Source organism: Streptomyces sp. NPDC096323 (genome assembly GCF_040302845.1).
In the GTDB taxonomy this organism is placed as follows: Bacteria; Actinomycetota; Actinomycetes; order Streptomycetales; family Streptomycetaceae; genus Streptomyces.
Genome location: NZ_JBEOSI010000010.1, coordinates 24,405 through 40,305 on the forward strand (window position 1 = coordinate 24,405; position 15,901 = coordinate 40,305).

Annotated in this window: 12 protein-coding genes; 8 read left to right on the top strand and 4 right to left on the bottom strand. The window is 68.5% G+C overall.

The genetic code is table 11. From position 1 onward, the window contains the following. Positions 1–53 precede the first annotated feature (53 nt). Entirely contained in the window at positions 54–1,034 is a 981-nt protein-coding gene (locus tag ABTX18_RS26385; RefSeq protein WP_352125553.1) for a zinc-binding dehydrogenase, read from the bottom strand. 311 nt (positions 1,035–1,345) lie between these two features. Between ABTX18_RS26385 and ABTX18_RS26390 the strand changes: the two genes are divergently transcribed. From ABTX18_RS26390 to ABTX18_RS26400, 3 genes are all read left to right on the top strand, one after another. Next, positions 1,346–3,523, top strand: coding sequence for a pectate lyase-like domain-containing protein (locus ABTX18_RS26390; RefSeq protein WP_503061217.1), 2,178 nt, complete (start codon positions 1,346–1,348; stop codon positions 3,521–3,523). 215 nt (positions 3,524–3,738) lie between these two features. Further along, a complete protein-coding gene (locus ABTX18_RS26395; protein ID WP_352125554.1) occupies positions 3,739–5,895 on the top strand; it encodes a discoidin domain-containing protein in 2,157 nt (718 codons plus the stop codon). Between the two features lie 136 nt (positions 5,896–6,031). Then, positions 6,032–7,123 carry a DUF1996 domain-containing protein gene (locus tag ABTX18_RS26400; RefSeq protein WP_352125236.1) on the top strand — a complete coding sequence of 364 codons (1,092 nt, stop codon included), beginning with the start codon at positions 6,032–6,034 and terminating at the stop codon, positions 7,121–7,123. 88 nt (positions 7,124–7,211) lie between these two features. On the opposite strand, the gene ABTX18_RS26405 is transcribed toward ABTX18_RS26400, so the two are convergent. Then, positions 7,212–8,522 (bottom strand): ROK family protein, encoded by a 1,311-nt coding sequence (locus tag ABTX18_RS26405; protein ID WP_352125237.1) that lies wholly within the window; start codon positions 8,520–8,522, stop codon positions 7,212–7,214. A gap of 181 nt (positions 8,523–8,703) precedes the next feature. Here ABTX18_RS26405 and ABTX18_RS26410 point away from each other — a divergent pair, with 181 nt between their 5' ends. Genes ABTX18_RS26410 through ABTX18_RS26425 form a run of 4 tightly spaced genes read left to right on the top strand, consistent with a single transcriptional unit; the run spans position 8,704 to position 13,334 of the window. After that, positions 8,704–10,026 (top strand): extracellular solute-binding protein, encoded by a 1,323-nt coding sequence (locus ABTX18_RS26410; RefSeq protein WP_352125238.1) that lies wholly within the window; start codon positions 8,704–8,706, stop codon positions 10,024–10,026. An 11-nt stretch (positions 10,027–10,037) separates the two neighbouring features. Next, positions 10,038–11,030 (top strand): carbohydrate ABC transporter permease, encoded by a 993-nt coding sequence (locus tag ABTX18_RS26415; RefSeq protein WP_352125239.1) that lies wholly within the window; start codon positions 10,038–10,040, stop codon positions 11,028–11,030. A 37-nt stretch (positions 11,031–11,067) separates the two neighbouring features. After that, positions 11,068–11,907, top strand: coding sequence for a carbohydrate ABC transporter permease (locus ABTX18_RS26420; RefSeq protein ID WP_352125555.1), 840 nt, complete (start codon positions 11,068–11,070; stop codon positions 11,905–11,907). After that, on the top strand, positions 11,904–13,334 hold the full coding sequence (locus ABTX18_RS26425; RefSeq protein WP_352125240.1) for a GH1 family beta-glucosidase: 1,431 nt from the start codon (positions 11,904–11,906) through the stop codon (positions 13,332–13,334). Before ABTX18_RS26420 ends, ABTX18_RS26425 begins: the two co-directional genes overlap by 4 nt. An 88-nt stretch (positions 13,335–13,422) precedes the next feature. Here ABTX18_RS26425 and ABTX18_RS26430 read toward each other — a convergent pair whose 3' ends face one another. After that, positions 13,423–13,797, bottom strand: coding sequence for an MmcQ/YjbR family DNA-binding protein (locus tag ABTX18_RS26430; protein ID WP_352125241.1), 375 nt, complete (start codon positions 13,795–13,797; stop codon positions 13,423–13,425). A gap of 128 nt (positions 13,798–13,925) precedes the next feature. Next, positions 13,926–14,477 (bottom strand): hypothetical protein, encoded by a 552-nt coding sequence (locus ABTX18_RS26435; RefSeq protein WP_352125242.1) that lies wholly within the window; start codon positions 14,475–14,477, stop codon positions 13,926–13,928. Between the two features lie 311 nt (positions 14,478–14,788). On the opposite strand from ABTX18_RS26435, the gene chvE reads away from it, so the two are divergent. Continuing rightward, on the top strand, positions 14,789–15,898 hold the full coding sequence (chvE, locus tag ABTX18_RS26440; RefSeq protein ID WP_352125243.1) for a multiple monosaccharide ABC transporter substrate-binding protein: 1,110 nt from the start codon (positions 14,789–14,791) through the stop codon (positions 15,896–15,898). Positions 15,899–15,901 lie beyond the last annotated feature (3 nt).

Here is a 15,901-nt window from a genome sequence, read left to right on the forward strand (position 1 = left end):
CGAGTACGTCAGTGTGGGCCGGCTGCTGCTGACCGGCGCGGGATGCGTGCTTCTCAGTCGTCGAGCAGCACGACGTGCTTGCCCGGCGTTGTGCCGGCCTCGACGTCGGCCTGGGCGGCGTGAATCTGCTCCAGGCCGTGGTGGACCTTCGCGAGCGGGAGCTTGAGCCGCCCGTCGGCGATGGCCCGCAGCTGGTGCTGGAGCACTTCGGCGGGCAGGTCGCCGGCCTCGCCCGCGTAGGAGGTCAGCCGCACTCGTCCCGGAATCATGAACGGGCTGAAGTCCGGGATCGTCCACTGACCCGCCAGGGCTCCGGTGAAGCAGACCGTGCCGTGGCGGCGGACGGAGCGGAGGGTGTCTTGGAGCACCGAGCAGCCCACCAGTTCCAGGGCTGCGTCGACGCCGTCCGGCATCAGCTCGCGCACCTGGCCGGCGATGGTGCCGTCGTCGACCAGAGGATGGTCCACGCCCACGGCCCGCAGCTCCGCGACCCGTTCCGGGTTGCGGGTCGTGGACACCACGGTGGCTCCGAGGTCCTTCGCGATCGCGGCCGCGCTCAGCCCGACCGTGGAGGTGCCGCCCCGGATCAGCAGGGACTGTCCGGCCCGGAGAGCGAGGCCGGCGGCGAGGGAGCCGTAGGCGGTCTGGAACATCTCCGGCAGCGCACCGACCACCTCCCACGGCAGATCCGTCTCGAACGGGATGAGCTGCCCCGCGGGGGCGGTGACGTACTGCGCGTACGAGCCGTCGAAGGACCGGCCCATGCCGCCCATCATGGTCGCCACCTGCTGCCCCTGGCGCAGTCCGCTGTCCCGACCCGGCTGGTCGATCACACCGACGCCCTCGATGCCGGGGATCCGCGGATAGGTGACATCCGAGTCCGCCTCGCCCTTTCGAGTGGTGACCTCGGATTCGTTGACGCCGAACGCCTTCACCTTGATCCGCACCCATCCGGGCTGCGGCTCGGGCTTCGGCACCGTGGTGACCTGGAGGGCGTCCAGGCCGCCGGGCCGGGTGACGACGATCGCCCGCATCGTCGCAGTGGGGGCACTTCCGGATGCGTCGCGCTTGTCCATGCCGGTTCCTTACCTGTCGGGTACGGCCCCGCGGGATGTGCGGCCTCGGTGCCGGGCACCGCAGCACCTCTCGATTCTCTGCCGAAACGCGGCGAATCGCTCATTCAGGTGCGGACCTCACCACGTAACTCAAGGGTTAACTCAAGACAGAAGAAAAGTGGTGTCAGAGTTGTTGACCGGGTGTCAGAGGGGCGGCATGGTGTGGCAGGGCGCTCTCCGATGCGCCTCTTCCCCTTCAAGGAGAACTCCCTATGTCGTCTCTGTTTGGCATGCCCCTGACCGCCCCGCCACCAGCTCGTGGGCGGGTGCGGCGTGCTCTCGCGGGCGCTGTCGTCACCGCGCTGGCCGCCACGCTTCTCACGGTCCTTCCGACCACGGCGGCACAGGCCGCTCCTTCGCTCCTGTCCCAGGGCAAGCCGGTGACGGCGTCGAGCCAGGAGCACTACGGGACCGCGCCGGCCGGCGCGGTCGATGGGGACCTCGGTACTCGCTGGTCGAGCGCGGCGTCCGACGCCCAGTGGCTCCAGGTCGACCTGGGCAGCTCCGTCGCGCTCAGCCAGGTGGTGCTGCGATGGGAGGCGGCGTACGCCAAGGCGTACCGGATCGAGCTGTCGACGGACGGTACGAACTGGTCGACGGCCTACTCGACCACCACCGGAGCAGGCGGGAATGAGACCGTCGCCGTTTCCGGCACGGCCCGGTACGTGCGCATGCAGGGCGTGACGCGAGCGACCGGCTACGGCTATTCGCTCTGGGAGTTCCAGGTGTACGGGGGCGGCGGCGACGGCCCGGCTCTCCCCGGCGGCGGTGACCTCGGGCCGAACGTCCACATCATCGACCCGTCCACGCCCGGCATCCAGGACAAGCTGGACCAGGTCTTCAGGGAGCAGGAGTCGGCCCAGTTCGGCAGCGGCCGGCACGCCTTCCTCTTCAAGCCCGGCACCTACAACAACCTGAACGCCCAGATCGGCTTCTACACCCAGATCGCCGGTCTCGGCCTCAAGCCCGACGACACCACCATCAACGGTGACGTGACCGTCGACGCCGGCTGGTTCAACGGCAACGCCACACAGAACTTCTGGCGCGGCGCGGAGAACCTGGCCCTCGCCCCGGTCAACGGCACCGACCGCTGGGCCGTTTCGCAGGCCTCGTCCTTCCGGCGCATGCACGTCAAGGGCGGCCTCAACCTCGCGCCGAACGGTTACGGCTGGGCCTCGGGCGGCTACATCGCCGACTCCAAGATCGACGGCCAGGTCGGCAACTACTCGCAGCAGCAGTGGTACACACGCGACAGCTCGATCGGCGGCTGGTCCAACTCCGTCTGGAACCAGACGTTCTCCGGTGTCGAGGGTGCTCCCGCCACCGGTTTCCCCGAGCCCCGCTACACCACGCTCGACACCACCCCCATCTCGCGCGAGAAGCCCTTCCTGTACCTGGACGGCAACGAGTACAAGGTGTTCGCGCCGGCCAAGCGGACCAATGCCAGGGGCACCTCGTGGGCGAGCGGCACCCCGCAGGGTGAGTCGATTCCGCTGAGCAGGTTCTACGTGGTCAAGCCGGGCACGAAGGCCGCCACGATCAACCAGGCCCTCACCCAGGGCCTGAACCTGCTGTTCACCCCCGGCATCTACCACGTCGACCAGACCATCAACGTCAACCGTGCCAACACGATCGTGCTCGGCCTCGGCCTCGCCACGATCATTCCGGACAACGGCGTCACCGCGATGAAGGTCGCGGACGTCGACGGCGTCAAGCTCGCCGGCTTCCTCATCGACGCCGGCCCCGTCAACTCGCCGACCCTGCTGGAACTCGGGCCGCAGAACTCCTCCGCGGACCACGGCGCCAACCCCACCACCGTCCAGGACGTCTACGTCCGCGTCGGCGGCGCGGGAGCGGGCAAGGCCACCACGTCGATCGTCGTCAACAGCGACGACGCCATCATCGACCACACCTGGGTCTGGCGCGCCGACCACGGCGAGGGCGTCGGCTGGGAGACCAACCGCGCGGACTACGGGATCCGGGTGAACGGCGACGACGTCCTGGCTACCGGTCTGTTCGTCGAGCACTTCAACAAGTACGACGTCGAGTGGTACGGCGATCGCGGCCGGACGATCTTCTACCAGAACGAGAAGGCGTACGACGCACCCAACCAGGCCGCCATCCAGAACGGCACCACCAAGGGGTACGCGGCCTACCGCGTCGACGACTCGGTGAACACGCACGAGGCGTGGGGCCTGGGCAGCTACTGCAACTACAACGTGGATCCGAACATCCGCCAGGACCACGGCTTCAAGGCCCCGGTGAAGCCCGGTGTGAAGTTCCACAGCCTGCTCACCGTCTCCTTGGGCGGCAACGGCCACTACGAGCACGTCATCAACAACACGGGTGCCTCGACGGTCCCCGCCGGCACCTCCACCGTGCCTTCGACGGTCGTCTCCTACCCCTGAGCCGCCCCCGTCCCACGCCACCAGGCGTTGACGACTCCGATTCCCTTCCGGGCCGGGCCTCGACTGCCCCGCGGCCCGGCCCGGAAGGGCCGCGCACCACAGCACCGTGCACCCCTCCACGAAGAACGCCGCACTCCGGAAACCCCACGAGGCGGTTCTCCGGCCCGGGCGACCTCAATCAGCCAGGAGCACTCGTGTCCCCCAGACCCCCCTCCATGCCCGCCGCCTCGCGCCGGCGCCGCGGCATGTCCCTCGCCACGCTCGGCGCCCTCCTTACCTCATCGCTGACCCTGAGCCTGGCCCCGCAGGCACAGGCCGCCGACGCACTCCTGTCCCAGGGCAAGCCGGCCACGGCCTCTTCCCAGGAAGGCGAGGCCTACACCCCGGGCGCAGCCGTCGACGGCAATCTGACCGGCACCCGCTGGTCGAGCGACCGGCGGGACGCCGAGTGGATGCAGGTCGACCTCGGGGCGAGCAAGAACCTGAGCCGCGTCGTCCTGCACTGGGAGGCCGCCTACGGCAAGAACTACGAGATCCAGGCGTCCGACAACGGCACGAACTGGCACACCCTGAAGGCCGTCACCAACAGCGACGGGGGCACCGACGACCTCGCCGTCTCCGGGTCGGGCCGCTACGTCCGCATGCAGGGCGTCACACGGGCGAACGGTTACGGGTACTCCCTGTGGGAGTTCCAGGTCTACGGCAGCGACGGCACCACCGACCCGCCCCCCGGTGGAGCGGTCAAGGTGACCGGCACCCAGGGCAACTGGCAGCTGACCGTCGGAGGCCAGCCGTACACCGTCAAGGGCCTCACCTGGGGCCCGTCCGTCGCCGACGCCCCCACGTACCTGCCCGACATCAGGTCCATGGGTGTGAACACCATCCGCACCTGGGGCACCGACGCCTCCACCAAGCCGCTCCTCGACGCCGCCGCCGCCAACGGGCTCAAGATCGTCAACGGCTTCTGGCTCCAGCCCGGCGGCGGCCCCGGCGCCGGCGGCTGCGTCAACTACGTCACCGACGCGACGTACAAGACCAACATGCTCACCGAGTTCGCCAAGTGGGTCGACACCTACAAGAGCCACCCGGCCACCCTCATGTGGAACGTGGGCAACGAGTCCGTCCTCGGACTGCAGAACTGCTACGGCGGAGCCGAGCTGGAGGCGCAGCGCAACGCCTACACCTCCTTCGTGAACGACGTCGCGAAGAAGATCCACACCATCGACCCCGACCACCCCGTCACCTCGACCGACGCCTGGACCGGCGCCTGGCCGTACTACAAGCGCAACGCCCCGGACCTCGACCTGTACTCCATGAACTCCTACGGCAACATCTGCGGCGTCCAGAAGGACTGGCAGGACGGCGGCTACACCAAGCCCTACATCATCACCGAGTCGGGCCCGGCCGGTGAGTGGGAGGTGCCCGACGACGCCAACGGGATCCCCGACGAGCCCACCGACGTACAGAAGGCGGACGGCTACACCAAGGCCTGGAACTGCGTCACCGGCCACCGGGGCGTCGCGCTCGGCGCGACCCTCTTCCACTACGGCCTGGAGCACGACTTCGGCGGCATCTGGTTCAACCTCGTGCCCGACGGCCTCAAGCGGCTGTCCTACTACGCCGTGAAGAAGGCGTACACCGGCTCCACGGCGGGCGACAACACCCCGCCGGTCATCACGAACATGACCGTCACCCCTGCTTCCGCGGCCCCGGCGGGCCGAGAGTTCACGGTGCGCGCGGACATCCGTGACCCCGAGGGAGACCCGGTCAGATCCAGGATCTACCTCAGCGGGAACTACGCCAACGGCGACAAGCGGCTCGTCGACGCCCAGTACCGCTCCACGGGCAACGGCACCTTCGCCGTCACCGCCCCCGACAAGCTGGGCGTCTGGAAGGTGTACATCCAGGCCGAGGACGGGCACGGGAACGCCGGCATCGAGACCAAGTCGGTCAAGGTCGTGGCCCCGCCCGTGGTGGGCACGAACATCGCCCTGGGCAGGCCCACCACCGCGTCCTCCTTCCAGGCCTCGTACGGCGACTGCCCCTGCGCCCCGGGTCTGGCCACGGACGGCAACACCACCACGCGCTGGGCCAGCGACTGGAGCGACCCGCAGTGGATCCAGGTGGACCTCGGCGCCGCCAAGGCCATCCGCACGCTGCAGCTCGTCTGGGATCCCGCCTACGCCAAGTCCTACGAGGTGCAGGTGTCCGACGACGGCACCACCTGGCGTCCGGTCCACAACACGACCGCGGGCAATGGGGACATCGACACCATCGACGTTTCCGTGACCGCCCGTCACGTCCGCCTCCAGCTGACCGCCCGGGGCACCGGATACGGCTACTCCCTGCACGAGTTCGGCATCTACAGCTGACACGGCCGAACCCCGTGAACGGTGGCGGAGCCCGCAGCGAGGCTCCGCCACCCGAACCACCGCACAGGTCCACCTCACCAGTCGTGCGACGTCTCCGCGTCCGCGCGAAACCACCCCCCATGGGCAGGAGATCCCCATGAGATCGAGTCCGAAGCGGCTCTCCGTACTCCTCGTCGGCACAGCTCTCATCGCCAGTGTCCTCGGCGTCGGCACCATGGCCTCGGCCACGGACCCCGCCGACGGCATCCCGCCCGCCGTCGCCGCGGCGGTCAACCACACCGGGCATCAGATGGCCGCGTCCACCCAGGCGTCGGGCGACGACGCCGACGGCGACGGTTACATTCCCGCCGTGCCGCCGGTCACCGGTGTCGTCCCGTCCGGCGACACCCCGCCGCAGGCCTACTTCCACGAGTTCCAGGCCAACTGCGACGCCACGCACACCGCCCCGGACGACCCGATCGTCTACCCGGGCCAGTTCGGCAAGTCCCACGACCACACGTTCATGGGCAACCGTTCCACGAACGCGGCCAGCACCACCGCTTCGCTCTACGGCGGGAGCACCACCTGCAAGGCGCCGGCGGACGCCTCCGCGTACTGGATGCCCTCGCTGTACAAGGGCGAGCAGAAGATCCTGCCGGTGGGTCCGCAGGTCATCTACTACAAGGCGGGCGTGACGGACTACCGGAGTGTCCGTCCGTTCCCCAAGGGACTGCGGTTCGTCGTCGGCAACCCGATGCAGACCGCCCAGGAGTTCCGCGCGCACAAGGGCTTCGTCGAGGGCTGGGAATGCGGTGACAGCTTCTTCAACACCGACTTCCCGGCAAGCTGCCCGAGCCGGCCCGACGTACAGCTCAACCTGCGTATGCAGGCTCCCAGTTGCTGGGACGGCCTCCACCTGGACACGCCCGACCACAAGAGCCACATGGCGTACCCGGTCGTCAAGCCCGGCACCAATGACAACATGTGCCCGGCTTCCCACCCGGTCGCCCTGCCGATGATCGAGTTCAAGATGGCATGGCCGGTCAACGGCGACATGAGCCAGGTCCGTCTGGCCAGCGGCCGGGGCTACTCCTTCCACTACGACTTCTTCAACGCGTGGGAGGAACGCACCCTGAAGGCCATGGTCGATCACTGCATCGTCGGCGGTCTCCAGTGCGATCCGCGCGGCTACGACCAGAACAACCCGGGCCGCGGCGCGGTCCTGAACGCGGACTACCGCATGCCCTGATCACCGCCGAGCTCCGCCGTACGGCCCGGTCGCCCGCGCTCACCGCGGGGCGGCCGGGCCGTTGCGCCGCAACGACCCCGCGGAACGCTCAGTGTGCCGCCCTCTCGCGCAGCGAGGCTTTCCAGGCCGGCGAGTTCTCCTTGACCTTCTCAGGCGCCCGGCGGCCTCCCAGGGCGAAGAACTCGGCCAGCGGCAGGATGGCCGCTCCCACCGTGACGGCGTCGGGCCCGAGGGTGCCGAGCTCGATGCGTACGAGCGAGGACGGGTAGGCCAGGGCGTTGGAGGTGGCGTATGTGCGGACGCTCTCGAGAAACCGGGTGCCGAGCTGGAGGCCCGCCCAGCCTCCGACGAGGATCCGCTCGGGCTGGAAAAGGTTGATCAGGTCGGCGAATCCGGCGCCCAGATACTCGGCGGTCTCCTCCAGGACGGCGAGCGCGGTCGTATCGGCCTGCGTCTGAGGGTCGGACGGGTAGGCGGCGGCGAGTATGGCGGTCAACGCCGACTCCTCGTCCGCTCCGGCCAGCGGGGAGCCGCCCGCTTCGCGCCAGCGTTCCAGGAGGGCCTCCGCTCCCGCGTACGCCTCCAGACAGCCCTGCGCGCCGCAGCGGCAGCGGCGCCCTCGGACCTGCACCTTCAGATGACCCCACTCGATGGCCCGGCCGGAGCGCAGGTCGTCGCTGACGACGCACGCGCCGACCCCGGAGCCGAAGAGCACGACGACGGCGTTGCCCGCCCCGCGTCCGGCACCGAACCACATCTCCGCCTGGCCGAGCGTCTTGGCCCCGTTGTCGATGAAGTACGGCACCGACTGCGGAAGCGGCACCGACTCCCGCAACAGGCGTTCCAGGGGCACGGCGTCCCAGCTGATCGTCTGTCCGTGCACCACCGCGCCGTCCTCCGGATTTCTGGACACGATGCCCGGAACACCCACCCCCACGCCGAGGAGCTGTCCGGGATCGACCCCCGCGGTGCGGATGACCTCGTCGATGCCGTCGCGCACATGCCCGATCACGACGTTGACGTCGTAACGGTCCTCCCGGCGCGGTCCGCCGGCGGTCAGCGGCTTCTCCACGCGCGCGAGTTCGGTGAGGCCCAGGTCGAAGAGCTCGATCCGGATCCGTGTCTCACCGACGTCGACGCCGATCATGCAGGCACTGTCCTGCCGGATACGCAGGAGCGTGCGGGGGCGGCCGCCCGCGGAGTCCACGCTGCCGGCCTCCTCCACCAGGCCTTCTGCCACCAGTTCCGCCACCACGTTGCTGACGGATCCGGAGCTCAGACCTGTGACCGGGCCCAGCGAGAAGCGGCTCATCGGCCCGTCGAAATACAACCGTTGCAATACCGCCGTGCGGCTCTCCCTCCGCAGGTCATGCACGGTACGACCGTTGCGCTCTCTCACCACACACCCTCTCCGTAGGCCCTCAGCGCAACATACCGCTGCGACGCCCCTTGACGCGACCTTCTCCGCGCGTTTAACTCACGGCATAAATTAAGTCGAGAGGCAAGGCGAGTGGGCCCACGCGGGACAGTGCCCCTCCCCCTCTCCGCTTCCGACACACCCTGAAAAGGACTCCCGGACCATGCGCAGAATCAGAGTCGCGGCCGCTGGCGCCCTCACGCTCTCCCTCGTCCTCACCGCGGCCGCCTGCGGCGGCGGCACCACCGGGGGCTCCGGATCGGGTTCGAACGAGCAGCCCAAGACCCTCACGTACTGGGCCTCCAACCAGGGCGCCAGCATCGAGGTGGACAAGAAGGTCCTCCGGCCCGAGCTCGACAAGTTCGAGAAGGAGACGGGCATCAAGGTGAAGCTCGAGGTCGTGCCCTGGGCCGACCTGCTCAACCGGATCCTCACCGCGACCACGTCCGGCCAGGGCCCCGACGTCCTCAACATCGGCAACACCTGGAGCGCCTCGCTCCAGTCCACCGGCGCACTCCTGCCCTTCGACGCGAAGACCTTCGAGGCGATCGGCGGCAAGGACCGCTTCGTCGACTCCGCGCTCGGCTCCACCGGAATGCCTGCGCAGGACCCGGCCGCCGTCCCGCTCTACTCCATGGCGTACGCGCTCTACTACAACAAGCAGATGTTCAAGGACGCGGGCATCGCCAAGCCGCCGGCAACCTGGGACGAGCTGACCGCCACCGGCAAGAAGCTGACCAAGGACGGCAAGGCCGCCATCGGCGTGGAGGGTTCCAACCTCTCCAACAACATCCACCAGGTCTTCGTCCTCGCCAAGCAGCACGGCGCCGACTTCTTCACCGCCGACGGCAAGGCGGACTTCACGTCCGACGGGGCCGTCGCCGCCGTCAAGCAGTACGTCGACCTCATGGCCGCGCAGAAGATCGTCGCCCCCGGTAACGCCGAGTACGCCCAGAACCAGTCCCTCAGCGACTTCGCCAAGGACAAGACGGCGATGGTCCTGTGGCAGACCGCCTCCGCCACCTTCAAGGCACAGGGCATGAACGACGACGAATGGGGCGTGGCGCCGGCCCCGGTCCCCTCGGGCAAGCCCGGTGCGGACGCCCAGACCAACTCCATGGTCGCCGGCATCAACATGGCCGTCTTCAAGAACACCAAGAACCGTGACGGCGCGCTGAAGTTCGTGAAGTTCATGACCAGCGACAGGGAGCAGGTCCTCCTCAACAAGACCTACGGCTCCATCCCGCCGGTCAAGAGCGCACAGCAGGACTCCGCGTTCAACGCCCCCGCGCTGACCGTCCTGCGTGACACCCTCGCCACCAGCGCCGCCGCGCTGCCGCAGGTCCCCGAGGAGTCCCAGTTCGAGACGGTCGTCGGAACCGCGGTCAAGAATCTGTTCGCCGACGCCGCGGCCGGCAAGCCGGTCACCACCGAGTCCGTCAAGGCCGAGCTCGACAAGGCCCAGCAGCAGATGCCGAAGAAGTAGGCGCCTGCACCATGACCCATACCGTCGTCACTCCTTCGCGGGAGTCGGCGGTGCGCAAGGCCGCACCCGGAGAGGCGCCCGCACCGCGCCGCTCCGGGCGTCGCCGCATCGCACTGCCCTACCTCCTGCTCCTGCCCGCTCTGCTCCTCGAACTGCTCGTCCACCTCATCCCCATGCTCATGGGCATCACCATGAGCTTCCGCGAGCTCACCCAGTTCTACATCGGCAACTGGTCCGGAGCCCCGTGGTCCGGGTTCGACAACTTCTCCGTCGCGATCGACTTCGACGCCCCTGTCGGTAAGGCACTCCTGAAGTCCTTCCTGACGACGTGCGAGTTCACCGTGCTGTCCGTCGGCCTGTGCTGGCTCCTCGGTACCGCGGCCGCGGTCTTCCTCCAGGAGAACTTCCGAGGCCGGGGCATCCTGCGCACCCTCTTCCTCGTCCCGTACGCTCTGCCCGTCTACGCCGCGGTCATCACGTGGGCGTTCATGTTCCAGCGGGACAACGGCATCATCAACCACGTCCTCCACGACCAGCTCGGCATCGGCGACAGCCCCGCCTTCTGGCTCATCGGCGACAACAGCTTCTGGGCCCTGCTGATCGTCTCCGTGTGGAAGGGATGGCCCTTCGCCTTCCTCACCGTCATGGCGGCACTGCAGAACATCCCCCGGGACATGTACGAAGCGGCAGCACTCGACGGGGCCGGCGTGTGGAAGCAGATCCGGCACATCACCCTGCCGTCGCTTCGCTCCGTCAACCAGGTCCTGGTGCTCGTCCTGTTCCTGTGGACGTTCAACGACTTCAACACGCCGTTCGTACTCTTCGGCAAGTCGGCACCCGAGGCCGCGGACCTCATCTCGCTCCACATCTACCAGTCGTCCTTCCAGACGTGGAACTTCGGCACCGGCTCGGCCATGTCCGTGCTCCTGCTGCTCTTCCTCCTCGTCGTCACGGGCGTCTACCTCCTGCTCACCAGCCGGGGAAAGAAGGCCACCGATGCCTGAGGCCACCCACGCGCGCACGGCCCCGCGGCGCTCCCCGATGGCCGCGCCCAGCTCCTTCCTGTGGACCCGGCGGATATTCCTCACCCTGCTCACCACGTTCGTGGTGCTGCCGGTGTACGTGATGGTGTCCAGCTCGATGAAGCCGCTGGAGGACGTCTCGGGGAAGTTCGAGTGGATCCCGTCCCACTTCACCCTGAGTCCGTACTCCGACATCTGGGAGACGGTCCCGCTCGCCCACTACTTCGGGAACTCGATCATCGTCGCGGGTGCCGCCACCGTCTTCTCGGTGACCATCGCGATCTTCGCCGCGTACGCGGTCAGCCGCTACGACTTCCGCGGCAAGCGGGCCTTCACGGTCACCGTCCTGTCGACGCAGATGTTCCCCGGCATCCTTTTCCTGCTGCCGCTGTTCCTCATCTACGTCAACATCGGCAACGCCACCGGCATCGCCCTGTTCGGCTCCCGCGAAGGCCTGATCCTCACCTATCTGACCTTCTCCCTGCCCTTTTCCATCTGGATGCTCACCGGGTACTTCGACTCCATCCCGCGCGAGCTGGACGAGGCGGCGAAGGTCGACGGGTGCGGCCCGGTCAGCGCGCTGTTCCGCGTCATCATCCCGGCTGCCCGGCCCGGCATCGTAGCCGTCGGGATATACGCCTTCATGACCGCCTGGGGCGAGGTGCTCTTCGCCTCGGTCATGACCAACGACGAGACCCGCACGCTCTCCGTGGGACTCCAGGGCTACTCCACCCTCAACGACGTCTACTGGAACCAGGTGATGGCCGCCTCCCTGGTGGTGAGCGTCCCCGTCGTCGTCGGGTTCCTCCTGCTCCAGCGCTACCTCGTCGCCGGCCTCACCGCTGGTGCCGTCAAATGACACCCTTCTCCACACCGCACACGAAGAGGTTTCCCGTGTCCGAGTCCAACGGCTCCCGCATCCCGCTCGACCTGGAGGCCTTTCCCTCCCACTTCACCTGGGGCACGGCCACCGCCGCCTACCAGATCGAGGGAGCCGCCGCAGAGGACGGCCGGGCCCCCTCCATCTGGGACACCTTCTCCCGCGTCCCGGGCGCTGTCGACAACGGCGACAACGGCGACACGGCCTGCGACCACTACCACCGCTGGCCCGAGGACATCGCCCTCATGAAGGAGCTCGGCACCGACGCCTACCGGATGTCGATCGCCTGGCCCCGGATCATCCCCGGCGGCGACGGGCCCGTCAACGCCGCCGGGCTCGACTTCTACGACCGGCTCGTCGACGGACTCCTCGACGCCGGCATCACCCCGTCCGTCACCCTGTACCACTGGGACCTGCCGCAGGCCCTCCAGGACCGTGTCCAGGACAGCCACGGCGGCTGGACCGAGCGGGCGACCGCCGAGCATCTCGCCGGGTACGCCTCCGTCGTCGCGGAGCGTCTCGGCGACCGCGTCACCCAGTGGGCCACGCTCAACGAGCCGCTCTGCTCCGGCTGGATCGGTCATCTGGAGGGGCGTATGGCCCCGGGCCTGACCGACATCACGGCCGCCGTCCGGGCCTCGTACCATCTCCTCCTCGGACACGGGCTCGCCACCCAGGCGATACGCGCCGCCGCGCCCGGGGCTCAGATCGGCCTGGTCACCAACCACTCCACCGTCGCGGCCGCCTCCACCCGGCCCGAGGACGTCGCCGCGGCAAGGCGCGCGGACGGCCACACCAACCGCTGGTGGCTCGACCCGGTGTACGGGCGCGGCTTCCCCACCGACATGCGCGAGCTGTACGGGGTCGAACTGCCCGAACGCCCCGGTGACCTGGACACCATCGCCGCCCCGCTGGACTGGCACGGCCTCAACTACTACTTCCCGGTCACCGTCGCCGACGACCCGGCGGCACCCGTCCCGTACACCCGCGAGGTACGCCTCGCCGACGTGCCCCGCACCGGCATGGACTGGCAGATCGACGCCGACGGCCTGGAGTCCTTCCTGCTCCGGCTCACCGAGGACTACGGCATACGGAAGCTCTACGTCACCGAGAACGGCTCGGCCTTCCCCGACACCGTCGGCCCCGACGGCGAGGTCCACGACCCGGACCGCACCCGCTACCTGGATCAGCACATCGCGGCCTGCGCCCGCGCCGTCCGCAAGGGCGCCCCGCTCGCCGGGTACTACGCCTGGTCCCTGCTCGACAACTTCGAGTGGGCCTACGGCTACGACAAGCGCTTCGGTCTCGTCCACGTCGACTACGCCACGCAGCGCAGGACCGTGAAGACCAGCGGCCGGCGATACGCGGACATCGTCCGCGCCCACCGGACGGCGACCGGCGGCTGACCCAAGACCCCGTCGTCACCCCTGGAAGGCCGCTCTCGCACCGCGAGAGCGGCCTTCCAGGGGTTTGGCCTCCTCCATCGCCCTCCGGCTACCGTCCCGCTTCCCGGGACCGGTGCTTGCGCGGTATCGAGTCGAGGACGAGGTCGTAGGAATGGCCGACGAGTTCCTTCACCGTCCCCGTAGCGATGTCCCGGCCCGCACTGACGGAGATCCAGTGCCGCTTGTCGAGGTACCGCCCGGGAGCGACGCTCTCGTACTCCTGCCGCAGGGACCATGCGCGATCGGGCTCGGCCTTGACGGTGATGATCTGGTCGTCGGGATCGTCCGTGACGATCAGGAACACCTTCCCCGCCACCTTGTAGACGTCCAGCTTGGGCGTGAACGGGCGACCACTGCTGACACCGGGCAGGTTCCCCGCGGTACTGTGCGCGACATCCTGGAGCCGCTTTCCGGTGATCGTCATCGAGCGTCTTCCTTCCTCGGCATCGCGCTCCGAAGGCGTCGGTCACAGAGCACTCTTGTCCACCATGGAGCTGTTGCCCTGCGTGCGCCAGGTCAGCGGCCCCCGAGCGGTCAGCGTCGGACCCAGCCCTACTCGTAGGCGTGCCAGCCCATCTGTATCCGGGTGGTGACGTCCGCCAGTTGCATCAGTCGCCGTATCCGCCGCTGCATGGTGCGCAGACTCAGGCCCAGGTAGCCGGCGACGGCGTGATCGGTGAGCCCGGTCAGCATGAGCGACAGGATCAGCGGGTCGGTGTCGTCCGGTCCCTCGGACTGCGGCTCCCTCTCCACTCCGCCCGTGGGTGACAGCAGCACAGGTCCGGCCGCCGCCCACACCCCTTCGAACAAGGCCACCAGCGCGGTCGGCACGTGGACCCGGTCCGCCTCGGCGGCCGACAGGAGGGGCAGCAAGGCGATTGGAGCGATGCCGGTGAGCAACTCCACGAGGTCGGCCCGCGCGTGCCGGGCGGCCGCGAGGTGGAAGTCCTCGACGAGCGCGGCCATCGACGCCTCGGCCTGCTCCAGGGCGTACCGGCGCGCGGCGAGCAGGCCGCCCGGAGCCAGTTGCGGCGGCGCGGCCACGTACCAGCCGGGCTTGCCGTCCGCCCGGGCGACCCTGCCGCGCGCCTCCAGACCCCGCAAGAGCTCGGCCGCGCGGCAGGGCCGATTGTGCCGCAGCTTCGGAACGCGACAGGGGTCGGCCGTCCCCGGGAGGGCGGCCGACCCCGCCCGAGGTGGCCCCCGGCAAACGCCGGGGGCCACCTTTCCCATGGGCGGGCCGGGCCGGGGCCGCCCATTCGGAATCTCCTCATAACGTTCCGGAAACAGTCTCCCCAAAAGACGACACGCGCGCGCACAATCCAACACACCTGTTTCTCGGTCGTTCCGCCCTCAACCTTCTGGGCGTGCCCACAGCACCGGACCGAGCCCTGACGACCTCAAGGATGATGACCATGCGCAACCGCAGAGCCGCACTCGCCGCCATCGCCTCGGCCGCCTCCCTCGCCCTTGCTCTCACCGCCTGCGGCCAGAGCAGTGAGGGCGGCAGCGAAGAGAAGAAGGGAGGCGCGGACGGTGGCACGATCGGGATCGCGATGCCGACCAAGTCCTCCGAACGCTGGATCTCCGACGGCGCCAACGTCGTGAAGGAGCTGAAGGCCAAGGGTTACAAGACCAAGCTGGCCTACGGCGAGGACGACCCGGACCAGCAGGTCTCGCAGATCGAGAACATGATCACGCAGGGCGTGGACGCCCTGGTCATCGCCGCAATCGACAACAAGTCCCTCAACAACGTGCTGCAGCAGGCCAAGGACGCCGACATCCCGGTGATCTCCTACGACCGGCTGATCCTCGGCACGCCGAACGTCGACTACTACGCCTCGTTCGACAACGAGAAGGTCGGCGAGCTGCAGGGCACGTACATCGCGGACAAGCTCGGCCTGACGGACGGCAAGAAGGGCCCGTTCAGCATCGAGCTGTTCGCCGGTTCCAACGACGACAACAACACGAAGTACTTCTTCCAGGGCGCCATGAACGTCCTCAAGCCCTACATGGACAAGGGCGAACTGGTCGTCAAGTCCAAGCAGACCGCCCTTAACCAGGTCACCACCCTGCGCTGGGACGGCGGCACCGCGCAGAAGCGCATGGACGACCTGCTGACGTCCAGCTACCGCAGCTCCCGCGTCGACGCCGTGCTCTCGCCGTACGACGGCATCTCCATCGGCATCCTCTCCGCCCTGAAGTCGGACGGCTACGGCTCCAAGGCCAAGCCGATGCCCGTGGTCACAGGGCAGGACGCGGAGCTCGCATCCGTGAAGTCGATCATCGCGGGTGAGCAGACGCAGACCGTCTTCAAGGACCTCCGCGAGCTCGCCAAGGTCGCCTCGAACATGGTCGACGCGTCCCTGAACGACAAGAAGCCCGAGATCAACGACGCCAAGTCGTACGACAACGGCTCCAAGGTCGTCCCCGCCTTCCTGCTGCAGCCGGTCAGCGTCGACAAGGCCAACTACGAGAAGGTCCTCGTCGGCGGCGGCACCTACTCCGCGGACGACCTCAAGTAACCG